We start from the raw sequence: 23,506 nt of genomic DNA, 5'->3' as shown, positions 1-23,506 counted from the left end.
TTCCGGCTTGTCCGGGTTAGGATTCGGACTTGGAATTTTCCTTCTGGGTTGCTTTGAGATACGCCAGTTCCGCTTCCAGCTCCGCTTCCCGAGTGCTTTTTTGCTTACTGCGCCGTCTGCGTCCCACCACATCATAAACAATGAACAAACACAGCGGGGTTACTACAAATATCAACATCCCGATGGGGGTCTGCAAAAACATGGCAAACCGTCCCAGGCCACCGACCCGCCCTAAGTATTTGCCCTCCAGATTCTCCGGTTTGACCACACTGGCATCGGAACCGGTATTGGCATCACCCTTAGTTAGGAAGGATAAAGCACCATCCTCATTCACCACCTCGGTAACTCTATGCGTCACTACGGTATCCTTATCGATCTTAAAAGTGATGATATCGTTCTTGGCAATGGTCTCGGCGGCAATTTCCTTGGTCAGAACCAGGTCCCCGGTCAAAATGGTCGGCTCCATGGAGCCCGACAAGACGATAAATGGCTTATAGCCCAGAAAGTCCGGCACCTTATCCGGGTAAATATAAGACTTAACAATCATGGTTCCATTGACTATGATAATCAAGGTTAAAAAAATACAGACTATGATACCGATGATATTCAAAACTTTTCTGAAAATTGAACTTTTGTGAGGCTTGTTTTCCACTTATATTACCTCCACATTTATATTTTGGAAATCAAAAAACCGTTATATCTTTTCAAATATACGGCCGGTTGCGTCACATGTTACTGTGAGTAAGACGTACAATTTTCACGCAAAGATCATAGCTTTCCGTAGTATTTAGACTATAAGTACCTTAAACTTGGTTATGTTATTGGAATACTGGTCACGTTGGAATATTTTATATCTAATTTGCACTATAAAATATTAATTTTGCAAAGTCAATAGGAAGTTTAAAATTTTTATATAATCATTGGAATATTGCGGGAAGCCAAATCCCTTTAACGAGTTTACCTAACCTATGCATTGCCGCTTGATTTTATACCTGGCAAATTAGCCTTGATTCAACCTCCTTCCATTTATTCTTATACACTTTAAATAAACTCAATCTCAAACGGCATGTTTTCTATGGCTTTTTTCAGATCCGGCCAGCAGTACTTTGTCGTTTGAATCATTACTTCGCCTAATTCTTTGTTCGTCGTCGTTACGATGCCGAGATGATCCAAACCCTCCACGAGTTTATCTAACATTTGCATTTCCGCCCGGTTTAGGCGCGCTTTGACCAGAACGTCAGAATCTGCAAACAGAGCGCTTTTTTGTTCTAAAGAATTCACCCCATCGTCTCCTTTATCTGCCGATATCAACATAGATACTCACTGAAAATGCTATCTTTTTCCCCTTTTCGCCCGCCGCAAAATGCTGTAAGCGAGCATTTTTTCAGGTACCATGACCCGCATCTTTTGCTGGGCATGACTGGCTGCTTCCATCGGCTTCCCCTCGTCATCCCACATATCCTTGACTTCAAATGACCAGGGAACTCCCCGCGGGGTTAATACTTCCAACACATCTCCACGCTTAAAGTTGTTCCGTTGCTCAACCCATGCCCAATAATAATTCATTGGGTCTGCAGCGTCGTCCTTAGTTTCACCACCCGAGAACCTCACCCCGACAAAATCATAATCCCGGACATAATGTGAGGACTCTAAGTTATGTGAATTTGCCCCAGGCTTTCCGAATAAAAAGCCTGCTGAATAATCCCGGTGACTCACTTTATCCATTTCTTCCAACCACTGAGGCAGCTTCACTTGAAAGGCTTCTTCTCCTTCATCCCACAGCGTATCAATCGCCTCGCGATAAACCTTTACTGTACTGGCGACATAATATAAGCTTTTCATACGCCCTTCGATCTTAAAGCTATCCAGGTTGATAGGCTTTAATAAAGGAAGATGCGGCAGAAGGCATAAATCGTGCGAGTTAAAAACATAAGTTCCTCGTTCATCTTCCTCAAGCGGGAAGACTTCACCCGGTCGTTTTTCCTCCGCCAAACTATATCCCCAACGACAAGGCTGCGTACATTCCCCTCGGTTAGCATCCCGTCCGGTCAAATAGTTACTCAGTAAACAGCGACCCGAATAAGACATGCACATCGCCCCATGGATAAAAATCTCCAACCCGCCCTTAACCTTGGAACGCACAGCACGGAGTTCCTCAAGCGTTAATTCCCGGGCGAGGATGATCCTTTCAATCCCCTGCTTCAGCCAAAATCCCACCGCATACGAATTCGTGCTATTCGCTTGGGTACTTAAATGAAGGGGCAGCTGTGGAGCCACTTCCTTGGCTAAGGCAATGATCCCCGGATCAGATACAATAACCCCATCCACGCCCAGCCCTTCCAAGTGCGTAAGATAAGCCGGCAGTTCCTCAAAATCCGACTCATGGGCAAAAATGTTCACAGTCACATAAATTTTCTTTCCCAACGCATGCGTCCAGTTCACCGCTTGCTTCATTTCCTCGAAGCTGAAATTCCCGGCATAAGCCCGCAGGCCAAACGCCTGACCGCCCAGATAAACAGCATCCGCTCCATATGCCAGAGCGTATTTTAACTTTTCCCAATCTCCTGCGGGCGCTAACAATTCCGGTTTTCTCATTGCTATTCCCCTAATATTTACTCTAAGCCCAATTCAATCAGCTTATCCATCTAGTCTATCATAAACATAGGAATATTAATAAGTTAATACTTTGCTAAATCTTACGCAAACTTTGAACAAATGTGGTATTATATTATAATGTAGTAGAATTTCAAAGACGATGAGGAGGATACTTCAAAATGACCGACCAAATAATCTATCAAGGTACTGAGGATTATATAGTTTCCAACGATCTCCGGAACAGTGTTAATATCTCAGTTGCCTTAAAAAGGCCTCTCTTGATTAAAGGAGAACCCGGCACAGGCAAAACAGTCTTAGCCGAAAGTATTGCCCGTTCTCTGGGTCTGCGCTTAATTATCTGGAATATTAAATCTACCACAAAAGCTCAGGATGGTCTTTATGTCTATGACACAGTCCAGCGCCTCTATGACAGTCAATTCGGCGGACAGGACGTTTCAAACATAAAACAGTATATTAAACTGGGCAAACTAGGTGAAGCCTTTGCCTCTACTGAGCGGGTTGTCCTCATAATTGACGAAATCGATAAGGCAGACTTGGAATTTCCTAATGATTTGCTCTGGGAACTGGACGTCATGAATTTTTTCATCCCGGAAACAGGGGAAACCATCACGACCAAACACAGACCTATCGTAGTCATTACGAGCAACGCCGAAAAAGAACTGCCGGATGCTTTTTTACGTCGTTGTATTTTTCATTATATTGACTTCCCCGACCAAGCGATGATGGAAGAAATAGTGCATGTCCATTTTCCTGACTTGGAAAAGCGCTTACTCACTGAAGCTTTAAAAGCGTTCTATTGGCTGCGCGGTATCTCAGGTCTCCAGAAAAAGCCCAGTACCAGTGAACTTCTCGATTGGGTTCAAGCCTTGACGATCGGTGGGATCAAGCCCGAGAAGATCTATCAGGAAATTCCTTTCTTGGGGGCCTTGTTAAAGAAGAATCAGGATTTTGATTTGGCCTTGAAACAACTCCATTTACGCGGAACAGAAAATCAGTCTCGCGTCAAACGTGGTTGGTAGACTATGTATACAAACTTTTTTTATGCACTGCGTCAGGAGGGTATTCCTGTTTCGATCACCGAATGGATGACCTTGATGGAGGCGCTTTCGGTTGGCTTAGCAAATTCAAGCCTGTCCGGGTTTTACTACTTGGGAAGAGCCGTCCTGGTCAAAAGTGAAAGTCACTTTGACCAATATGATATTGCCTTTCAGAAGTATTTCAAAGGGATAGAAACCCCGCAACAATTATTGGATCAGGTTTCTCAATGGATGGAAAATCCTTTGCCTCCCAGAATGTTCTCTGAAGAAGAACGCAATGAGCTCTTGCGTAAATTAGGCTTGCCCGATTGGGATAGTTTAAAGGCCGCTTTGGAGGAACGTTTGCGTACCCAAGACGGGCCTCATCATGGCGGAGGTAATTGGATTGGTACGGGCGGGACGGCGATGTTCGGGAACTCCGGTTTCCATCCGGGGGGAGTGAGAATTGGCGGCGAGTCTCACGGGCAATCCGCAGTGAAAGTAGCCAGCGAACGTAATTATCGAGAATATCGCAATGACAAAACCTTGGGAGTACGTCAGTTTGAAGTCGCATTACGCCGCTTGCGTCAGTTTAGTACGCGTCTGGATGGAGTTAAAGATCAACTGGACTTGGAAGATACAATTGATGAAACATGTAAAAATGCCGGGCGCTTAAAGCTTGTCTGGACGAGGCCACGCAAAAACTCCGTCAAGGTTCTTGTGCTGATGGATGTCGGCGGATCGATGATTGCTTATGCCAATATCTGCAGCCAATTGTTCTCAGCGGTTCATAAGTCATCCCATTTTAAAGATCTGAAGTTCTATTATTTCCATAACTGCATCTATGACTTTCTGTATTATGATGCTAGAATTCATCCCAGAAATGCGATAAAAACAGAGGATCTCCTGCGTTCGCTCAACTCAGACTACAAATTGGTGATCATCGGGGATGCAGCCATGGCCCCAAGCGAACTGATCATGCGCGGCGGCAGCATCTATTGGGATGTGGACAATGAGGAAGCTGGCATTACCTGGTTACAGCGTATAGCCAAGAAATTCCCGTATAACGTCTGGCTCAATCCTATTTCCGAGCGCTATTGGGGTTTATATCACGGGTACGAAACGATAGCAATGGTGCGTGAAATGTTTCCCATGTATGAACTAACCCTTGAGGGGCTTGATCAGGCGATCAAGAAGTTAATGGTGCGCAAATAGAATTCATCTCTCTCCCGGCCTCACTGATACAATTTTACGTTCTTCAAATGCTCCGCATACGTTTTAGCAAACGCATGGGAGCCATCTTTTTTGGCCACAAAGTACAGAAAATCCGTTTGGGTCGGGTATAATGCTGCTTTCAGGGAGTCATGTCCCGGATTGGCAATCGGTCCCGGCGGTAATCCTGCGTGGAGATAGGTATTGTATGGGGAAGGAATCAGGAGATCCTTTTCAAATAGTTTCTCCTTAGTCGTACCAAGCAGAAACTGGATTGTCGCGCAGGATTGCAGGGGTTGACCAATTCTTAGCCGGTTCATAAACACCGAAGCAATTAACGGACGATCCGGCGCCTTGACCGCCTCTTTTTCGACCAAAGAGCCTAAGGTAACCCATTGAGGGACGGACAGTTTTATAGTATCGAGTCGCTTCTGCACCTCAGGTGTAAGTTCTTTCACAAACTGTTGGAGGAGCAACTCAATCACTGCATGAGGCGTTATTTTAACAGAAATGTCGTAAGTATTAGGAAATAAGTATCCTTCCAAGCGGTGAATCCCCTTAGGCGCGTCCTTAAGAAACGGGTATGGAAACCCATCTTCCGTAACAACCTTTGTAAACTCCTCTTTACTGCCGATTCCTTTCTGGACGAAAAGCTCAATAATTTGTTCCGTAGTATACCCTTCAGGGATAGTCACCCGGATGATATCTAAGGAATCCGCGCCAGAAATTAACCTTTTGATTATTTCGCCGGGGGGCATCGTGGGGGCTAATTGGTAATCTCCAACATAAAGCTTGAAATCCGATTGCTGTGCATGCGCTAAATATCTAAACGCCCATGCACTGCGTATTAAATGTCGTCGTTGTAATTCTTCCGCCAGTTGAGCTGCCGTTGTTCCCTGAGCAATCGTAATCTTTTCATTATTACCTGTGGAGGAGTATGGTTTTGTTGCCCAATTCCACCAAGCTAAAAATCCTATACCCCCGACTATGAGAACAAGCATAAACCCCTTTAAGATCCGCCTTGTTTCATTCTTTGGGGACATAGTCTCACTCTCTCTTTCCGCCTACATTTTGGGAACCCCTCGACTGCCAACGCACAAAATACGCTTAACAGGATCATACACATCACGACTTAGGAATTGCTTGGTCTCGTTACCTGTACCATCTCGAATGACCCTCCAGGTATTAACTGTAATCCCCTTCGTACCGGCTTGTTCCTGGACAATTCGTCCTGAGGCCAGCTTGGGGTCCAAGCGTTTTTCCGTCTTATAGGCTACTTCTTTCTCAACTTGACGTTCAATACGTACGGATTTGTCCGTCTTCTTCCCCCAGATTCGGAGAGTCAAAATACCTGGTGTAATTTCTGTTCGCAAATAAATCAGACTAGCAGTATTATTTTTGAATTTAAAATCAATATTTGGATAATTGACTGTTGCATCCTGACCCTGTGGGACATAACTTACGGCTACAGCATGCGGCATCCGTTCAACAATTTCTAAATTGCCCAGTAAAACGGCATTAAATAGGGTTGAGGACACTTGACATACCCCGCCTCCGGTTCCTTGCACATACTTACCGTTAATAATCACATAGGCGTCTTTATACCCCGTTCCAGACTCCCTGGGACCAACTGTATCGTTAAAAGAAAATGTCTCCCCCGGACCAATGACTTTGCGATCCAGTGCCTTAGCTGCTACCGTCAAATTCGCCGAGCGGTTTTTTTCCGTGACTGCAAACTTCGTGGTACACTCACCGATGACGGTATCAAAGGCCAAAGACCGTACCGCCTCCGTGGTGACTGATGCGGGTACCTCAACCATTGGAATACCCAACCGGTATGGTACGTCACTTAACGGAACCTTTTGAATATCGCTGATCAATTTATCCAGGTCAGCCGCCCAACCGCTCTCTGCCGGATTAACAACAAACTTATCCTTTTCAATCTTATAGGAGGCATCTTTAGCAGGACTGCTATACTTTTTCAGTTTCTCTTGAAGGCCTTGACTTGCTTTTAAGGGATCGACTTTAAGTACACCAGGCAGAGCCTTTCCGGGGTTACGCTCTATCTCTTCTGTTATCTTTTGGTGATCCACCTCAAGGCCCAAATCTTTTAACGTAATTGGAATCTCAGTTTCATTGTACAACAGGACACGTGTTTCTTCCAGCTTGTTCATCGCCCAATCCTTGATTTTTGTCTGCGCTTCCAAGATAGTGCTGCCACTTAAATCCAAATCATCTACTTTAGTACCATTCGGCATTACTCCGTTTCGCACGCCCCCCAGACCACCTGTCAATTGATTGAAAAGAATCTTTGTTTCAAGTGGAAAGCTGGAAGAGGTGCATCCTCCAATTAACAGGGTTAAAAAAAGAAAAGCCAGTGCCGTATAAGTCCGCTTCCGCTTTTGTTCAATGTGCTTCATCATCCACACCTCACTTTTGTCAACTTTAGTATTCCCCAGTGATTCACGTTTATCTCTGGATTTTTTTCCTATTGCAATAAATAAAAATAAGAAGAACCCACCGAGATAATCTCAGTGAGTTCTTCCTATTTTTATTAGTTTTCTTATTTCTTATTTACCTGCCCAATTTATTTCGGCTATTCCTCTTCGGATTCTACCAGGGTTTCCCAAGCGTCTGCCACCTTTTCCCACTCTTCATCGTCTTCGATGTCGAGCAGCATTTCTTTACCCTCAGCATCTTTGCCGAGTTTAAGAATAATGGCCTCATCATCATCCTCATCTTCCGATTCATCTTCCGAAATAGGCATCAAGACAAAGTATGTCGAGCCTTCAAGTTCCAAGGTATCGAGATGAAGAAACTCGTGGTCTTCTCCCTCATCATCTGTGAGAACGACTGTGTCAAACTCTTCAGCGTCATGCTCATCATGGTCATGGTCATGTAGTTTTCCAGTCATGTGATTCACCTCTTATCAAAGAATATGGTCATTGTACTATTGTAGATAATAATTGTCAAATTACCTTGGAATATTTTTCTTCTTCCTACGATCCAGATAACCTTGCAGAATAAAAACTGCCGCCATCTTGTCAATCACTAGTTTTTGTTTCGCGCGCGAGATATCCGCTTCAAGAAGAGTCCGCTGTGCCGCCACCGTACTTAAACGCTCATCCCACAACTCCACCGGAAGTTCAAATTCCATACGTAGATTCTCAGCAAACTCCTCTGTCAATGTACAACGAGGCCCCCGTGTTCCATTCATATTCTTCGGATAGCCTACAACAATCTCTATCACCTCGTACTCACGAATCAGTTCACGCAACTCATCGATCTCCTTCTTGGAACGTTTAATCGTCTTAACCCCTTGAGCCGTCCAAAAAAAAGCATCACTCATCGCCACGCCAATTGTCTTCGAGCCAAAATCCAATCCCATAATCCGCATAATACTCCCTCCAAACTACCCCTTACCTCTATATATAGAGGTTGTTACAAAATAACGAAAAATATTATACTGTCAAACAGCCATACTTTTAATTCTGACATGTTATCGTTTCAGAACCGCTCATGGAATGTGTCTAAGTTTGAAATGCAGGATTAACTTTCGGATTACAGAAATCAAGGATTCCAGAATCAATAGGATACTTTTTGCCCTCATTCTCTAATCATACCGTGACAATTCAAAAAAAACAATTATACGTTATTTGGGAATTCCGGAATCAACTTTTGCTTGGAATGGCGAATAAGTTGGTAGTTATGAGTTTCCAGAGTGAACTCGTTCAACTAAAGATAAAACATCAAATATCGGCGGTGGGTTTTTCTTGAATATGAGATCTGAGACGATGCCAAATTAAGCCCAAAATGCATAAAAGAGGTTGTTCCACAATGCGTAGAACAACCTCTTTTTTAGCTCGGATTACTTACTATATGATCAAAATGATCATGCGTGACCAGAATAATATCTATTTTTTCGAGGTCCTCTATTTTTAAGGGACAGGTAGGATTGCCTTCATTATAGGTTCACAATTTTGTTCATTTCACTCTTCTCAAGATAAATATTATAGTGTAGTTTTACACCTTTTAGGTATACTTTTCAATATATATTACCTATACGATTTTTAGGCAAAAATGCGGACAAACTCGCCCGCAATATCCGCAAAGGATACATGCCTCGGGATCCACTACTGCCACCGTTTCGCTCAGGTGCAAAGCACCCTGCGGGCAGGCTTCCAAACAACGCCCACACCCCTGGCACCAATCCGCAATATAAAGTTTCCGTTCTCTGTGCCTTACTTTATCTTGTAAGGATGTGGGTATATCTTTACCGGACAGCAAGAGCAGATTATAATCCACTTCTTCCCGACTGGACATTCCCAAGGCCATCGCCTGGACACCTGGAATACTTCGTACAAAGTCCACGGCTTTTTTCGGGTCATGGGTTAAATGTCCGCCCCCGAAAATCTTCATAGCGTAAATTCCTATGCCCAATTCGGAAGCAAATGAAATGGCTGCGAGCATATCCTGTAAATTTCCATCAACAATCCCTAATCCCTGATAGTTTAGGATCGGGTGGATCACATCAAGACCGGGTTGGAGTGCCCCAGCCCGGACTCCGGCTACGGCATGCGTGGAAATTCCGATCCAGCGCACAATACCCCTTTCCTTAGCACGCATCAGTTCTTCCCAAGCCTCTGCATGTCCTCTTAAAGTTAAAGCACTTTCTTGTTCATGGAGAAGGAAAAAATCCAGGGTTTCTCGGTTGAGAGCAGTTCGCGCTTTTTCAAGACTCAAACGCATTTCCTTAGCTGAGACAGCGTACGTTTTACTGACAATAAGAACGTCGGGATAACCTTTGATGGCCGAAGCAATTTGCTTATAATTGTCATAAATTTCCGCTGTATCAATCCAGTTTACACCTTGTTCAAGGGCATAACGCAAAACATTAACCCCTTCTGTCTCTGTCAAACGACCTTGTAAGGGAGATACGGCCAAACTTCCAAAGCACAGTTCTGAGACTTCCGCCCCCCATAAACCAAGTTTAACCTGACGCATACCTACTCCTTTCGAGACTTGAGGTTCGAGACACGAGGCACGATGTTTGAAATCCGAAGTTCGAGGTTCAAAACTTGTAAATATCGAACCTCAAACTTCGGATTTCGTTTGCCTTAGTACTCAGCGTCCCACGCCCATGCAAACTCGCGCCTCATGACTCGTGCCTCACTATTTTTCCTGCAAATAGTTCCTGACCAACTCTTCGATCAGCTCAAAGCGTTCAAGTTTACGAATCATCGCACGCGCATGATTGTGGCTGGTAATATATACAGGGTCGCCGGACATGAGATAGCCAACCATTTGGTTAATAGGATCATACCCTTTTTCCTGTAAAGCTGCATACACTTTCTGCAAAATATCCCGGGCAGAAATTTTTTCTTCTCCCACAGCTTTAAACATCATGGTTTCTTCCATTCGATCCATTTACCTGGCCCCCTTTCGCCATCTTCAGTTATGCTTGCTAAACTATAAATATTCTAGACATCCCCAATAACTTCCTCTATTTTCGAAGAAATTCTCGGAGAATCGTCGGAACATGATCAATGGCTTCGCCTAGTTTACCGGGATCTTTCCCCCCGGCCTGAGCCATATCCGGTCGGCCGCCACCGCTGCCACCCGTTATTTTAGCCACTGCTTTTATAATCTGTCCGGCATGGAGTCCTCTTAAACCTGTCGGACTGACAACTGTTACCAAGTTAACTTTATTTTCGCTAACCGCACCCAAAACAATAACCCCGCTTTTGAGTTTGGCCCGCAGCAGATCCGCCATTTGACGAAGGCCCTCCATATCGGACACATGCACCTGGGCAGCTAATACCTGAACTCCTTCGATTTCCTCAACGCGCTTCAGTAAGCCTTCCGCCTCATTCTTGCCGAGTTTTGCCTTAAGTTGACCAATTTCCCGTTCGAGGTCTTTCACCTGAGCCGCCAACCCGTTCACCCGCCTACTCACATCAGAAGGCTGTGCCTTTAGGAGCTGGGCAACCTCCATTACCTGCTCCTCAAGGGTACGCAGATATGCCAAGGCTTCTAATCCTGCCACTGCTTCAATCCGGCGCAGGCCTGACCCTATCCCGCCCTCGCTGAGGATTTTTACCAGTCCTATTTCCCCCGTGTTCCTGACATGGGTCCCACCGCACAATTCTTGACTTAAGCTTCTCATCCGAACAACCCGGACTGTCTCTCCATATTTCTCCCCAAATAATGCCGTAGCGCCGCTGAATTTTGCCTCTTTTAACGACATCTCCGTAGCTTGGACGGGCATATTCTTAAACACAGCTTCATTAATAAGATCCTCTATAGCCCATAATTCGTCTGAATTCAGCGGTGAAAAATGGGTAAAGTCAAAACGCAGGCGTTCCGGTGTCACTAAGGACCCTGCTTGCTGGACATGTTCTCCTAATACTGTACGCAGGGCGCTCTGGAGGAGGTGAGTCGCGCTATGATGACGAGAAGTGGCCTGTCGCTCATCGCCATTGACTTCCGCTGCCACCATTTCTCCGACATGAAATACCCCGGTCATAACCTGAACACGATGATAAAGGGTACCTGTTACCCCCTTTTTTACTTCAAGCACCCGTGCCTCAGCCCGGGACGTTTTGAGTACTCCAACATCAGATACTTGACCGCCGCTTTCCGCATAAAACGGAGTGTCAGAAAGGAAGACCATCACCTCTTCCCCTTCCCCAGCATCCTGAATCTCCTCTCCGCCAACAAAAAGCCCTTCAATCCGAGCCGTTGCCGAAACCTGTTCATATCCCACAAAAGGTGTCACTCCTAAGAGTTTAGCCTTTTTCATCAGCGAGGGGCTTTCAACCTCCGCACGCATTTGCTGAGATTGATCTTTTGCTCGAAGACGATGCTCTTCGACCGCCGTTTGAAAAGTTATCATATCCACAGTTAACCCTTGTTCTTTTAGCATTTCCTCCGTTAACTCCACCGGGAAGCCATAGGTTTCATAGAGATAGAAGGCATCCGGTCCGGATAAAATCGTCTCCCCTTGCTTGATGAGAGCCCTGACCTTTTCCTGCAGCAGTTGGGTGCCTTGTTCCAGCGTGGCTTGGAAGTTCTTCTCTTCCAAACTCAAGTGATTTAAAATAAAATTCTCATTTTCCCTAAGTTCCGGATAAGCCTGAGCGTAGTCTCTTTGGATAATTCGAAAAACGGGTTCCAGGAACGGTTTGTCAATTCCCAAGAATTTAGCATAACGGACAGCACGTCGTAAAATTCGGCGGAGAACATACCCTCGGCCTTCATTATTGGGCCGAATTCCGTCTGCCAGCATAAACGATACCCCCCGGACGTGATCCGAAACCACTTTTAAAGCCAGATCATTTTCAGGATTTTCCTTATACTGAATTCCTGCCAGCGAGGCTACATGGTCAATAATAGGGCGGAATAAATCCGTATCAAAATTAGTTTCCACCCCTTGCATAACCGAAGCAATCCGTTCTAAACCCATACCCGTATCAATGTTTTGTTTCGGCAGAGGGGTTAAGACCCCCGCTTCATCACGGTTATACTGCATGAAAACCAAATTCCATATCTCCAGGAAACGATCACAATCACAACAACCCGCGCCACAGTCGGGCTTGCCACAACCTTTGGTTTCTCCAAAATCGACATAAATCTCAGAACAAGGGCCACAAGGGCCAGTAGGACCAGCTGCCCAAAAGTTATCGGGATCCCCAAGGATCCTCTCGGCCTGAACACCGGCTTTCTCTATCCAGATCCTTTTCGCCTCGTCATCTTCAGGATGAATAGTCACCCATAGTTTGTTGGCAGGGATTTTTAACACTCCTGTTATAAACTCCCAAGCCCAGGGAATCGCTTCATTTTTAAAGTAGTCCCCAAATGAAAAATTTCCCAACATTTCAAAATAGGTATGATGGCGAGCAGTTTTCCCAACCACTTCAAGATCAGGAGTACGAACACATTTCTGGGCGGTCGTAGCTCTGGGAAAAGGGGGCTCAATCAGGCGCTGAAAATATGGTTTAAAGGGCACCATGCCCGCGACCGTTAACAAAAGAGTTGGATCATCTCTAGGAATGAGCGACGCGCTGGGCAAAATCCGGTGTCCTCTTGCCTCAAAATACTTCAGAAACTTGTCCCTTAATTCATTTCCTGTATACATACGCGAACACTCCTTTATAAATTGTACAAAAGTATAAATAAATAATCTCCCCCCTAAATCAATCAGGGACGAGATTTATCCATGGTACCACCCTGCTTATCTTACGGGCAAATGATGCTTTTATCCGCATAAGTATTTCGAACTCCCAGTGTATCTCTAAAGTATATACAGGGGATGTCTCATTTGTCAACCACCTTACACTTTAGACACTTTAGACGAAACCAGCCTAAAATATATGTGATTGAATACAACTCTGATCACGGCTGCCACCGGGACAGCCAAGAACATACCCCAAACCCCGGCAAGTTCTCCACCGGCTAAAAGGGCAAATACAACCCAAAGAGGATGAAGCCCTACACTGTCCCCCATGAGCTTGGGCGAGATGACATTTCCTTCAAGTTGTTGAACGAATAAAATAATCAAGGCAACCTTAAATGCCATGGCAGGGGACTGCGTTAAAGCCAATAAAACGGTAGGCACTGCCCCTATAACCGGCCCAAAATACGGAATGAGGTCAGAAACCCCACAAATTAAGCCTATCAACAGAGCGTAATCCATCCCGATTAATTTTACGCCAATCCCGCTTAATATCCCGACAATCACAGCAACGACTAAATCTCCGCGCACAAATTGCCGAATCACGTGGTTAATGTCTTGCCACAGTCGTCGCCATTCCATTCGCCAGCGTTGAGGGATGATTCGGAAGAAATGGACACCTAAGCCTTTCCAATCTGCAAGAAAATAGATGGCAATAACTGGGGATAAAATATACAAACTGGCCGTTGACAAGGCCTGTGGCAAGTTAGCTAAAAAGAGATTAAGGCGGTTGGCAATAATTTCTTCTCCCTGCCCTAAATGTTGATCCAGTACAAGCGCAACCCGATTAGGCAACCCTGTTGCCTTAAATTGCTCACGCAGCCCATCGATCCCTTCGGTGAACATCTGAAATGCATTAGGTAAGATCACAGCCAATTTGCTGAGTTCATTATAAAGTACCGGCAATATGAGGAAAATAATCGTAATCACAACAGCAACAATCAAGCTGAAAACAATCAGGATTGACCCCTTTCGACTAATCTTGTGCCGTTCCAGCGCTACAACCAAGGGGTTTAACAAATAGGCAAGAATAAAAGCCAGGAAAAACGGGCCCAAAATTGTCCTAACCTTGAAAAGGAGGAGCATTGCCAGAAGAAGACAAGTTACTACAAAAATCCATCGCCATGATTTGTGCTCCATCATTATACCCCCTTTCTAGTATAAAGAAAACCTGGCTAGCGCCCACACGAAGACACTGTCTTCGCACGTAGAAACCCTTCTTGCAGACACTGTCTTCGCACGTATTAACCCTCTTGCAGACACAGTCTTCGCACGAATTATTCATTCTGTCAGCCTTCAGGCGCGGGCGGTCGCCTTAGTTGCACTTATGCTTCCAGAAAGTTGCACTATCTGACTAGTATAAAAAAAACGCGCAATGCGCGCTTAACTTAACCCTTCATCCCTCCAGATCGATTTGCATGGATTACTCCGCTACATCTAGGGCTGGGTCATCCCATGCCACCAATGAACCATCTTCCGCCAGATCATAAATAACCACTTTGTCGGTTTGAGTAGCGAATTCGACGCAACAATCCCAACAATAGAACCTCTCTACTCCCACTTTACCAATGGCCCGACCACTGCAAACCGGACAATTCATGATAGTATACCCCCTTCATTTGCTTGATCCAAGGGGGATACTTGATTATCAACGATCAAAATGTCTTTTCCGTCGATGATGACGTCGGGTCTCAGAATCTTTCCTCTGCCACGAAGGAGGTCAGCGAAGAGCCCGTCAGAAACTTCAAATCCTAGCATTTTTTCAAAGGAATCATCGAGAAAAACATCTTCAATCGTACCTCTTGCGTCTCCGCCCTGGGTATAGACTTCATTTCCTACTTTATCAGACCAACGTGTCCCCTTTAGTTCTTCAACAATTTTGCTGCTAACGGTTAAGGCATCCTTTCCTACTGTAATAATGGCCTTTCGAGGAATTCCCTTTTCCGAATGGAAGAAGTGCCCGCCTTCTAAGAGAATACCAACAACTTCGTCTTTGTCATTATCCAGGACCAGATCCTGTACCCAGCCAATCGAGTCCCCATTTTTCAGATCTAAGACAGGTAGTCCGACAATCTCCCGAGAACGTCGCATGCGTTTCCACCTCGCAAAAAAGTTCTATCTATACTCTGCCCTGCATCTCTATAATTTATGCAAATATAACGTTCCCCAATACAAAGAAACGGGACTGTGTTTTCACACAACCCCTTAAATTTGTCCACGGATTTAATTAGATATTCTCAAACTTCGATTCAGCGACGGCCGCGTGGATCGGAATTAATTATTCCCCCGCCAACCACCAGGTTTCCTTGATAGAAGACGACTGCTTGTCCCGGGGTCACTGCACGTTGTGGTTCCTCGAAACGGACCGTCACTTCATGGTCTGCTCCTCTTTCCCCGGGATAAATGGTCGCCTGAACTCCTGCTGAATTATAACGAATTTTAGCTTCGACTTTGAGAGGTTCTTTTAAATACGGAATGGATATCCAGTTTAGATCGATTGCCCAAAGCGTATCCGTAAACACGTCTGAGTTATCCCCTAACACAACCTCATTACTTTCAGGATTCAGACCCACTACATACATTGGTTTACCAAAGGTTACCCCCAGGCCTTTGCGCTGCCCAACAGTGTAGTGAATGATCCCTTGGTGCATTCCCAAACTCTTTCCCTGAAGGTCTACAAAATGTCCCGGTTTAACCAACTCACCCGTACGTTCCCGGACAAAAAAAGCATAGTCATCATTTGGAACAAAACAAATCTCCTGGCTGTCGGGTTTGTTCCCTACACCCAGACCCCGTTCGTCAGCCATTTTCCGAACTTGCTCTTTGGAGTATTCGGCTAATGGAAAGAGGGTTTGGGCTAACTGTTCCTGGGTTAACATGTAAAGAGCATATGTCTGATCCTTTCTCGGATCACTACTCTTGCTTAACAGAAACCTTTCCCTATCCGGATCCCGCAGGACTTGCGCATAATGACCGGTCGCTATGTACTCCGCACCCAGTCCACGAGCTTTACGAAGCATCTCCCCAAATTTAACATGTTTATTACAGGCCAAACAAGGGTTTGGCGTTTCTCCAGCTAAATAAGACTGGGTGAAATAATCCACCACAGACTCCTCAAAATACGAACGAAAGTTCATAACGTAATGGGGAATTCCCAGGATAAAGGCAACCCGCCTGGCGTCATCAATGGCGGAATTGGAGCAACACCCCCCTTCCGCCTCTGGCCCCCCCGATTTCCAAATCTGCAAGGTAATCCCAATAACATCATAGCCTTCTTCTTGGAGCAAAGCGGCAGCCATGGAACTATCCACCCCACCGCTCATACCCACAACTACTTTTGGTTTGGTTGTTCGACCCATACTTCTTCTATTCCTTTTTCTGCTGTTTTTTCTTTATAGTTAGATATTAATCAAATTCATAATACCTAAAATTGCTATCCTCATCACTATATGTAGCACGGAATCACACATAGTTTACTACATGTAGTGGTTATGAGCTTCGAAATTCGATTTATGAAATTCATTCATATGTAAGATTTTTTCACTCATATCTTATAGAAATACTCGGGATTTGTCAAGAGAACGACCATCTAATATACTATTGGTTTTCTTCAATCAAGTTTCGTTTATAAATATTTGTTTTTCACGTGTTATAATAGAGAGAAAGTTTCTTAGCACGTTCGCCCTATCCTTCGCCGGTAAGGAATTCTCATGGGTTCACGGCTTCGGCGATACTCATCCTCAGCGCGATAGAATTCGTTAAGGGCAGTGCGCTTTCGGCGATACTCTCCACTGGAGACTATCGTCACCGGAGACTATCGTGATCCATCGCTATTCGCTTGTCGCTAAGGCTAAAACGCATAACCTCTGGGCTTCTCTGAATGTGCGACCAATGCGTTTCTTCACGCCTTATCGACTGCTCTCATTGACGCGATTCCTCTCTCCGTGCTCTCTAAGCTAAGAAACTTCCTCCGGCTTGGGTCGGCGAGGGGTTGGAACGGCGGATAATTTCGTAGCACTGTCTGCGGCATTGACGTAGAAGCGCTTTGCCTGCTTATATGGCTTCGTACATCAGTTAATCCAGCGGTTAGGGAGGGATTGTAAATATGGATCTATTTTCTGCGGCATTTGATCAACATCTGGTCGCTCCCTTGGCGGAGCGTATGCGCCCAAGAACACTCGAAGAGTTTATCGGACAAAGTCATTTTCTCGGTGTTGGAAAACTCCTCCGTCGTGCTATTGAAGCAGACCGCGTTTCTTCTCTAATCCTCTATGGCCCGCCGGGAACAGGCAAGACCTCTTTAGCTCAAGTCATCGCGGCTAAAACCACGTCACGCTTTATCCGCATTAATGCCGTTACGTCAGGCGTTAAAGAGATTCGCGAGATCACTTTGCAGGCTGCGGATGACCTTCACCTTTACGGGAAACGTACCTTAGTTTTCTGCGATGAAGTTCACCGCTTTAATAAAGGGCAGCAAGACGCACTCCTTCCTGCTGTCGAAAACGGCACCATAACCTTTATCGGAGCGACAACGGAAAACCCCTTTTTTGAACTTAATTCCGCGCTCCTTAGCCGTTCAACTCTTTTCCGTTTTGAACTTCTCATTCCTTCCGAAATCCGCCTGGGACTTGATAACGCCTTAAAAGATACTGTGCGCGGCCTGGGCAGCTATCAAGTAGAGATTACCCCTGAAGCTGGGGAACACTGGATCAATTTTGCCAACGGAGATCTGCGGCGCGCTCTTAACGCCTTAGAGTTAGCCGTACTCACCACCCCGCCGGAAAACGGTGTTCGCCATATTTCCCTCGAGATTGCCGAAGAATCAATTCAGCAACGGTCCATCCGCTTCGATAAAGCGGGGGATAACCACTATGACATCATTTCCGCATTTATTAAAAGTATGCGCGGCTCAGACCCTGATGCCGCGCTCTACTGGTTAGCCATTTTATTGGAGGCCGGCGAAGACCCCCGTTTCATCGTACGCCGGATTATTGTCCATGCATCCGAGGATGTCGGCCTTGCTGACCCGGCAGTCATGCTTCAGGCTCATGCTGCCGCCAATGCGCTCGAATGGCTTGGCCTACCTGAAGCACGCATCCCCATAGCTCAAGCTGTTCTTGCCATTGCTACCGCTCCAAAAAGCAACAGCACCGTTGCGGGCATTGACCGCGCTCTTGCTTATGTTAAAAAACATCCAACCGGGGAAGTACCCGCTCATCTTAAAGATCACAGCTACCCCGGTGCTGATATGTTAGGGCACGGGCAGGGGTATCTCTACCCGCACGCCTACCCCAACCACAGAGTCGAACAAACCTACCTCCCCCCAAACGTCCAAGGTCAAACTTTTTACATCCCTTCGGGAATGGGGCAAGAACGATAACGAGCACTCTCTCCAAAGCGGCAAAAATCTTCAGAATGCAAAAGAACCACGTTAGGTGTGGTTCTGTGCGGCTAATTTGACCTGGCAAAAAGCGTATCTGTTCACTTGGAAATTAGAAATGTGCATTGAGCATATTAATCAGATCCTGTTTTCCACGGAAACCAACGATTTTGTCAACCATCTTGCCCCCTTTAAAAAGCCCAAGAGTAGGTATACTCATCACTTGATATTGCTGCGCTATCAGGCTATTTTCGTCAACGTTAAGTTTTCCAATGACCATTTGACCGAGATACTCGTCAGCAAGTTCTTCGACTATGGGAGCTACCATGCGGCAAGGACTACACCATGAAGCCCAAAAATCTACCAACACCAATTGCTCTGACTTCAGAACATCCGACTCGAAGTTTGCAGTAGTAAAGATTTTTACATTTGTATCTGCCATAATAAATTCCTCCTAATTAGTCGAATATCTCACTTCTCACTTAATAAATTTGGTTAGCACTCCGACCAGCTCTTCAATCGCGGCTTCCTGGTCACTGCTTTCAACTGCCTTTCGGATACATCCCCGTGAATGGTGTTCGAAGACTATTGTACCAACTCGGTTAATCGCGGCTCGGACTGCGGCTACTTGTATTAACACGTCAACGCAATACTTGTCTTCGTTAACCATACGTTGAATTCCTTTGACTTGGCCTTCTATTTTATGGAGCCTGCGAATGAGATCTTCTTTAGATCCTGAATAAGGGGTTGAATTTGACATGCTGCGCATTCCTCCGATACCCTAAGGGGGTAATTATGCTGATATTATAGCTAATAATCCCCTCTTCTGTCAAACAGTTCCGAAAAAATATATGAAATAAATTAAGCGAATAGCAATGGAACGTATGCGAACACGATAGTCTCCAGTGGCGTTAATCTCCGGTGGAGATTAACGCCAAAAGTGCACGGCCTTTAACGAATTCTATCGCGCTGAGGATGACTATAGCCGAAGGCGCTCACCCACAACGAACACTATCGCCGTAGGATGCTTGGAAACTTCCTCCCCTAAATCGTCTTAATATGCAATTCCTTCAGCTGTATGTCCGCAACCTTCGAAGGAGCCTGAGCCATTAAATCTGAAGCGCTTTGCGTTTTTGGAAAGGCGATTACGTCTCGAATATTATCCTTTCCCGTTAAGAGCATAATCATTCTGTCAAGCCCAAAAGCGATTCCGCCGTGGGGTGGAGTTCCATATTCAAAGGCTTCCAGAAGATATCCGAATTTACCTATCGCTTCTTCCTCAGAAAATCCCAACAACGTGAAAATCTGTTCCTGAATCCCTCGCCGATGAATCCGAATACTCCCTCCTCCAAGCTCTGTGCCGTTAAGTACCATATCATACGCTTTAGCCCGAACGCTAAGCGGTTCCGTTTCTAAGAGCGGCAAATCTTCATCCATCGGCGCCGTAAATGGATGATGAATTGCGATGTAACGTTGTTGCTCCCTGTCATATTCCAAAAGCGGGAATTCGGTAATCCATAAGAAATTCAGCGCATCTTCCGGAATAAGCCCTAATCGTTTTGCCAATTCCAAACGGAGATGACCAAGAGCATCCGAGACGATCGAGTAGGTATCGGCAACAAAGAACAAGATATCACCGGTCTCGGCTCGTGTACGATCAAGCAGAGCGCTCATTTCTTGTTCTGTAAAGAATTTGGCAATGGGGGATTTTACTCCCTCCTCAGCTAAAACAATCCAAGCTAAACCTTTCGCCCGATAAGTACTGACAAACTTCCCAAGGGCATCAATCTCGCGACGCGGTAGTTCCGAACACCCTTTGGCACAGATGCATTTCACACTCCCGCCGTTAGCCACCGCATTGGCAAACACCTTGAATCCCGTCCTGCCCACCAGATCTCCCACATCAATCAGTTCCATGCCAAAGCGCGTATCCGGCTTATCCGATCCATAACGATCCATTGCTTCCTTATAGGTTAGACGAGGGAAAGGCATAGATACTTCTTTCCCAATCGTTTCTGAAAAAATCCGCACCATTAATTGTTCCATTATAGATTGGATATCTTCTACCTCCACAAAGGACATCTCCACATCAAGCTGTGTAAATTCCGGCTGACGATCCGCTCTGAGATCTTCATCCCGGAAACAACGGACAATTTGAAAATACTTCTCCATCCCTCCAACCATGAGGAGTTGCTTATAGATTTGCGGGGATTGGGGTAAGGCGTAAAATTCCCCTTGGTGGACGCGGCTTGGAACGAGATAGTCCCGAGCTCCTTCGGGTGAGGATTTGATCAGCATCGGAGTTTCGATTTCATAAAAGCCTTGACTGTCAAAGAAATTACGCATAATCTGGGTGACTTGATGCCGAATTTTAAACACAACCTGCATCTCAGGACGGCGTAAATCCAGATAACGGTATTTTAGGCGCACGGTTTCTTCCACATCAACTTGATCCACAAGATAGTAGGGCGGTGTTTTGGCTCCGTTTAAGACCTCCAAGGACTTTGCAATGACCTCAATCTCTCCCGTTGCTAAGCTTGGATTAATCATTCCCTGAGGCCGTGCGATTACTTTGCCTAAAATTGAGACTACATACTCGGAACGAAGGCTTTCTGCAAGGGCAAATCCCTCTCCTATTTTCTCTGGGTCAAAGACAACCTGAACAATACCTGAGCGATCCCGCAAATCGACAAAAATCAATCCTCCATGATCTCGACGTCGCTGAACCCAACCCAGTAAACGAACGACCTCTCCGACTTTACTTAACTCTAACTTCCCATTTTCAACCCGTTCTGAAAATATTGTCATGCCTAAACCCCTCTCCGATACATCTTGATAATTTCCTTGACGGCCGTAATGAGTGGTACCATGGTTTGTTCTCCTAAGGTTAAATCCCGAATGAGGAGCACTTTTTGCTTCAATTCTTCTTCCCCCAAAATGAGAGCATACCTGACACCTTGGCGGTCAGCCGATTTCAGCTGGGTTTTCAAACTTCGACTTAGCAGATCAATACTCACAGGTATACCTTGCGTTCTTAAGGCGCTAAGGAGCGAAAATCCCTCGATCTGGGCTTTCTCACCTAGCGCAATCAACATCGCGAACAACCTTGATTTTCCCTCAGGAAGTAAATTCTGAACCTGGAGCGCTGCTAAGACTCGCTCCAACCCCATGGCAAAACCGAAGCCGGGCGTTGGGGGGCCGCCGATTTCTTCCACCAACCCATCATACCGGCCACCCCCACAGATGGCACTCTGCGCTCCGATTTCTTCCACCATAACTTCAAAAGCTGTCTTCGTGTAATAATCCAGTCCCCGCACTAAGCGCGGATTAACTCGATAAACTACTCCGGCAGCTCCTAATAAGGCAAGCACTCTCCCAAAATGGGTACTGCAGTCCTCGCAAAGGGTATCACAAGTTGTCGGGGCTCCTATCGTAGCAGCTTGACAGTTAGGATTCTTGCAATCTAAGATGCGTAAGGGGTTGCGCTCAAACCGGTCCTGACAGTCCCTACAAAGATCGTCCCGACGTGTGGTCAAAAAATCCTGGAGTTGTGCCCGGTGCTTTGTCCGACAAACCAGACAGCCTACCGAATTAACATGGACTTCAAGCCGGTTCAGTCCGAGTCGTTGATATAAGTTCCACACTAAACTAATCCCTTCTGCGTCAACAACTGCTTGCTCTGCGCCCAACACCTCAACTCCAAATTGGTGAAACTGGCGAAAACGACCACTTTGCGGTCGTTCATAACGAAACATCGGACCAATATAGTACAACTTGACGGGTTGAGGTCGTCCGTAAAGCTTGTCCTCAACATAAGCCCGACAGACAGCAGCTGTCATTTCCGGGCGAAGGGTCATCGAACGGTCCCCTTTGTCTAAAAAGGTGTACATCTCTTTCTTGACGATGTCGGTTGTTTGTCCGACACCCCGCTGAAAAAGTTCCGTTGCTTCAAACATCGGTGTACGAATCTCTTCATACCCATATTCGCGGCAAACGTTCCGCATAGTTTCTTCAAGATATTGCCATCGTTCAACCGTTCCCGGCAGCAGATCCTGGGTCCCTTTGGGACGCTGAATCGCCATATTCCATTCCTCCCTGATCTCTGAATTTTCTTAAATGTTGGCTGATGCCAACTGAAAGTCATTCTTTCTAATAAGTATAAGTACGAAAAAAGTTCCCGTACCTTGCTTATGCAAGGGACGAGAACTTCTCGTGGTGCCACCCTAATTGACGGAATTTTTCCGCCCACTTTCCAGTCGTTAACGAGACTAGCCGCAGTGAAAAATACTCCCTTTTAGGTGTCCTACTGAGTATCTCTCAGGCTTGTTCCAGTCTGGCAAGCCCTCCCTGAAGAAAGAGTGACCCAGGATCTTTCCAAAAGGTAACATGAATATTTTACACATTGTTGTTCAAATTATCTTTTATTCTATTAAGTTAATCGGCATTTGTCAATAAATACACTGAGTCTCCCCAGGAAAACGTCAAAGTCAATGCATCTTATCAATCCTTACGCAAGCGCAGTGGAAGTGCCGGGTCATAGATTGAGTTAATCTTTATGGCAAATGAATTCTTATCCGCAATATCCTGATCAGTTACATAATGAATATCCAAGAGCCCATTTGATTTGTATCCAGTTTTAAGAAAGTTAATTTCGGATAAAGCCATACTCCAACCGTTTAACCAAACGTCAAGCTTTTGCTTTTGTTCAGATGTTCCATCAAAATGAATTAGTAAATCTATATCGCTGTTTAATCGTGCTGTGCAATTATTTGTACTGCCAAACAAATAAATACCCTTTACGGCGAGTTCTTTCATATTAATTTGAGCTGAAATCTGTTCAGCCATATAATGACGCCATTTCCAACCCTGATTTTCCTTTAAATCAATATTATCTTCGGTTTGCATTATGTCTGAATCTTGAGTCAGATTAGATATTGATATATTTTCTAGGTAGGCAACTGCGATTTCCAAGTCAGCATTCATTAGGACAATAAGTTCCTTGTTAATAAAGTTTTCTTCAACATTTATTATTTGATTCTGGTGCAAAAA

General features: G+C 45.4%; 22 protein-coding genes and 1 pseudogene. 3 read left to right on the top strand and 20 right to left on the bottom strand.

Annotation, left to right across the window (positions count from 1 at the left end; translation table 11 throughout):
• Window positions 1-16: 16 nt before the first annotated feature.
• From AC6I5A_RS13955 to AC6I5A_RS13945, 3 genes are all read right to left on the bottom strand, one after another.
• On the bottom strand, window positions 17-652 hold the full coding sequence (locus AC6I5A_RS13955; protein WP_052168118.1) for a signal peptidase I: 636 nt from the start codon (window positions 650-652) through the stop codon (window positions 17-19).
• Between the two features lie 389 nt (window positions 653-1,041).
• A complete protein-coding gene (locus tag AC6I5A_RS13950; protein WP_034617385.1) occupies window positions 1,042-1,281 on the bottom strand; it encodes a DUF4911 domain-containing protein in 240 nt (79 codons plus the stop codon).
• A 51-nt stretch (window positions 1,282-1,332) separates the two neighbouring features.
• A complete protein-coding gene (locus AC6I5A_RS13945) occupies window positions 1,333-2,595 on the bottom strand; it encodes a peptidase U32 family protein (protein ID WP_034617383.1) in 1,263 nt (420 codons plus the stop codon).
• A gap of 179 nt (window positions 2,596-2,774) precedes the next feature.
• Here AC6I5A_RS13945 and AC6I5A_RS13940 point away from each other — a divergent pair, with 179 nt between their 5' ends.
• Both AC6I5A_RS13940 and AC6I5A_RS13935 read left to right on the top strand, forming a co-directional pair.
• The gene (locus AC6I5A_RS13940; protein ID WP_034617381.1) at window positions 2,775-3,635 is read left to right on the top strand and encodes an AAA family ATPase; all 861 of its coding nucleotides are present in this window, start codon (window positions 2,775-2,777) and stop codon (window positions 3,633-3,635) included.
• 3 nt (window positions 3,636-3,638) lie between these two features.
• Window positions 3,639-4,847 carry a vWA domain-containing protein gene (locus AC6I5A_RS13935; protein ID WP_034617379.1) on the top strand — a complete coding sequence of 403 codons (1,209 nt, stop codon included), beginning with the start codon at window positions 3,639-3,641 and terminating at the stop codon, window positions 4,845-4,847.
• A gap of 20 nt (window positions 4,848-4,867) precedes the next feature.
• Here the strand turns inward: AC6I5A_RS13935 and mltG are convergent, their stop codons facing one another.
• From mltG to mnmA, 12 genes and pseudogenes are all read right to left on the bottom strand, one after another.
• Window positions 4,868-5,887, bottom strand: coding sequence for an endolytic transglycosylase MltG (mltG, locus tag AC6I5A_RS13930; RefSeq protein WP_034617378.1), 1,020 nt, complete (start codon window positions 5,885-5,887; stop codon window positions 4,868-4,870).
• 21 nt (window positions 5,888-5,908) lie between these two features.
• Window positions 5,909-7,267, bottom strand: coding sequence for a VanW family protein (locus AC6I5A_RS13925; RefSeq protein ID WP_497900779.1), 1,359 nt, complete (start codon window positions 7,265-7,267; stop codon window positions 5,909-5,911).
• 173 nt (window positions 7,268-7,440) lie between these two features.
• Window positions 7,441-7,758: a DUF1292 domain-containing protein gene (locus AC6I5A_RS13920; RefSeq protein ID WP_034617374.1), complete on the bottom strand. Its 318-nt coding sequence runs from the start codon at window positions 7,756-7,758 to the stop codon at window positions 7,441-7,443.
• A 60-nt stretch (window positions 7,759-7,818) separates the two neighbouring features.
• Complete coding sequence (gene ruvX / locus AC6I5A_RS13915) at window positions 7,819-8,241, bottom strand: Holliday junction resolvase RuvX (protein WP_034617372.1); 423 nt, start codon at window positions 8,239-8,241, stop codon at window positions 7,819-7,821.
• A 461-nt stretch (window positions 8,242-8,702) separates the two neighbouring features.
• Window positions 8,703-8,786 (bottom strand): annotated as a pseudogene (locus AC6I5A_RS13910) (MBL fold metallo-hydrolase); the annotation flags it as partial.
• A gap of 117 nt (window positions 8,787-8,903) precedes the next feature.
• The gene (locus tag AC6I5A_RS13905; protein ID WP_034617370.1) at window positions 8,904-9,848 is read right to left on the bottom strand and encodes an aldo/keto reductase; all 945 of its coding nucleotides are present in this window, start codon (window positions 9,846-9,848) and stop codon (window positions 8,904-8,906) included.
• A gap of 168 nt (window positions 9,849-10,016) precedes the next feature.
• On the bottom strand, window positions 10,017-10,271 hold the full coding sequence (locus AC6I5A_RS13900) for an IreB family regulatory phosphoprotein (protein WP_034617367.1): 255 nt from the start codon (window positions 10,269-10,271) through the stop codon (window positions 10,017-10,019).
• Between the two features lie 76 nt (window positions 10,272-10,347).
• Entirely contained in the window at window positions 10,348-12,981 is a 2,634-nt protein-coding gene (gene alaS, locus AC6I5A_RS13895; protein WP_034617364.1) for an alanine--tRNA ligase, read from the bottom strand.
• A 195-nt stretch (window positions 12,982-13,176) separates the two neighbouring features.
• Window positions 13,177-14,217 (bottom strand): AI-2E family transporter, encoded by a 1,041-nt coding sequence (locus tag AC6I5A_RS13890; RefSeq protein WP_034617361.1) that lies wholly within the window; start codon window positions 14,215-14,217, stop codon window positions 13,177-13,179.
• 283 nt (window positions 14,218-14,500) lie between these two features.
• On the bottom strand, window positions 14,501-14,677 hold the full coding sequence (locus AC6I5A_RS13885; protein WP_497900778.1) for a YrzR-like zinc ribbon domain: 177 nt from the start codon (window positions 14,675-14,677) through the stop codon (window positions 14,501-14,503).
• The gene (locus AC6I5A_RS13880; protein WP_034617358.1) at window positions 14,674-15,168 is read right to left on the bottom strand and encodes a PRC-barrel domain-containing protein; all 495 of its coding nucleotides are present in this window, start codon (window positions 15,166-15,168) and stop codon (window positions 14,674-14,676) included. The genes AC6I5A_RS13885 and AC6I5A_RS13880 overlap by 4 nt, the downstream gene beginning before the upstream one ends.
• Window positions 15,169-15,326: 158 nt before the next feature.
• A complete protein-coding gene (gene mnmA / locus AC6I5A_RS13875) occupies window positions 15,327-16,436 on the bottom strand; it encodes a tRNA 2-thiouridine(34) synthase MnmA (RefSeq protein WP_034617355.1) in 1,110 nt (369 codons plus the stop codon).
• A gap of 746 nt (window positions 16,437-17,182) precedes the next feature.
• On the opposite strand from mnmA, the gene AC6I5A_RS13870 reads away from it, so the two are divergent.
• A complete protein-coding gene (locus AC6I5A_RS13870; RefSeq protein ID WP_034617352.1) occupies window positions 17,183-18,457 on the top strand; it encodes a replication-associated recombination protein A in 1,275 nt (424 codons plus the stop codon).
• A gap of 112 nt (window positions 18,458-18,569) precedes the next feature.
• Here AC6I5A_RS13870 and trxA read toward each other — a convergent pair whose 3' ends face one another.
• The 5 genes from trxA to AC6I5A_RS13845 form a co-directional block, all read right to left on the bottom strand.
• A complete protein-coding gene (gene trxA, locus AC6I5A_RS13865; protein WP_034617349.1) occupies window positions 18,570-18,899 on the bottom strand; it encodes a thioredoxin in 330 nt (109 codons plus the stop codon).
• Window positions 18,900-18,935: 36 nt separating this feature from the next.
• Complete coding sequence (locus tag AC6I5A_RS13860) at window positions 18,936-19,217, bottom strand: metal-sensitive transcriptional regulator (protein ID WP_034617346.1); 282 nt, start codon at window positions 19,215-19,217, stop codon at window positions 18,936-18,938.
• A gap of 284 nt (window positions 19,218-19,501) precedes the next feature.
• Complete coding sequence (gene aspS, locus AC6I5A_RS13855; protein ID WP_034617343.1) at window positions 19,502-21,265, bottom strand: aspartate--tRNA ligase; 1,764 nt, start codon at window positions 21,263-21,265, stop codon at window positions 19,502-19,504.
• Window positions 21,266-21,267: 2 nt separating this feature from the next.
• Window positions 21,268-22,539, bottom strand: coding sequence for a histidine--tRNA ligase (hisS, locus tag AC6I5A_RS13850; protein ID WP_034617341.1), 1,272 nt, complete (start codon window positions 22,537-22,539; stop codon window positions 21,268-21,270).
• A gap of 418 nt (window positions 22,540-22,957) precedes the next feature.
• The coding region (locus tag AC6I5A_RS13845; RefSeq protein WP_034617338.1) for a nucleotidyltransferase domain-containing protein at window positions 22,958-23,506 on the bottom strand (549 nt) is incomplete at its 5' end.

The sequence above is a fragment of the Desulfosporosinus sp. Tol-M2 genome, from assembly GCF_059735615.1.
The sequence above is the reverse complement of the archived record's forward strand: the minus strand, read 5'-3'. Positions and strand labels throughout refer to the sequence as shown.

Coding starts and splice junctions, on each gene's coding strand:
- AC6I5A_RS13870 (WP_034617352.1), top strand. CDS start 17,183: ATGGATCTATTTTCTGCGGCATTTGATCAACATCTGGTCGCTCCCTTG.
- AC6I5A_RS13885 (WP_497900778.1), bottom strand. CDS start 14,677: ATGAATTGTCCGGTTTGCAGTGGTCGGGCCATTGGTAAAGTGGGAGTA.
- AC6I5A_RS13900 (WP_034617367.1), bottom strand. CDS start 10,271: ATGGATCGAATGGAAGAAACCATGATGTTTAAAGCTGTGGGAGAAGAA.
- AC6I5A_RS13890 (WP_034617361.1), bottom strand. CDS start 14,217: ATGGAGCACAAATCATGGCGATGGATTTTTGTAGTAACTTGTCTTCTT.
- AC6I5A_RS13945 (WP_034617383.1), bottom strand. CDS start 2,595: ATGAGAAAACCGGAATTGTTAGCGCCCGCAGGAGATTGGGAAAAGTTA.
- trxA (WP_034617349.1), bottom strand. CDS start 18,899: ATGGCAGATACAAATGTAAAAATCTTTACTACTGCAAACTTCGAGTCG.
- AC6I5A_RS13860 (WP_034617346.1), bottom strand. CDS start 19,217: ATGTCAAATTCAACCCCTTATTCAGGATCTAAAGAAGATCTCATTCGC.
- aspS (WP_034617343.1), bottom strand. CDS start 21,265: ATGACAATATTTTCAGAACGGGTTGAAAATGGGAAGTTAGAGTTAAGT.
- AC6I5A_RS13925 (WP_497900779.1), bottom strand. CDS start 7,267: ATGATGAAGCACATTGAACAAAAGCGGAAGCGGACTTATACGGCACTG.
- AC6I5A_RS13940 (WP_034617381.1), top strand. CDS start 2,775: ATGACCGACCAAATAATCTATCAAGGTACTGAGGATTATATAGTTTCC.
- mnmA (WP_034617355.1), bottom strand. CDS start 16,436: ATGGGTCGAACAACCAAACCAAAAGTAGTTGTGGGTATGAGCGGTGGG.
- alaS (WP_034617364.1), bottom strand. CDS start 12,981: ATGTATACAGGAAATGAATTAAGGGACAAGTTTCTGAAGTATTTTGAG.
- mltG (WP_034617378.1), bottom strand. CDS start 5,887: ATGTCCCCAAAGAATGAAACAAGGCGGATCTTAAAGGGGTTTATGCTT.
- hisS (WP_034617341.1), bottom strand. CDS start 22,539: ATGGCGATTCAGCGTCCCAAAGGGACCCAGGATCTGCTGCCGGGAACG.
- AC6I5A_RS13905 (WP_034617370.1), bottom strand. CDS start 9,848: ATGCGTCAGGTTAAACTTGGTTTATGGGGGGCGGAAGTCTCAGAACTG.
- AC6I5A_RS13920 (WP_034617374.1), bottom strand. CDS start 7,758: ATGACTGGAAAACTACATGACCATGACCATGATGAGCATGACGCTGAA.
- ruvX (WP_034617372.1), bottom strand. CDS start 8,241: ATGCGGATTATGGGATTGGATTTTGGCTCGAAGACAATTGGCGTGGCG.
- AC6I5A_RS13880 (WP_034617358.1), bottom strand. CDS start 15,168: ATGCGACGTTCTCGGGAGATTGTCGGACTACCTGTCTTAGATCTGAAA.
- AC6I5A_RS13935 (WP_034617379.1), top strand. CDS start 3,639: ATGTATACAAACTTTTTTTATGCACTGCGTCAGGAGGGTATTCCTGTT.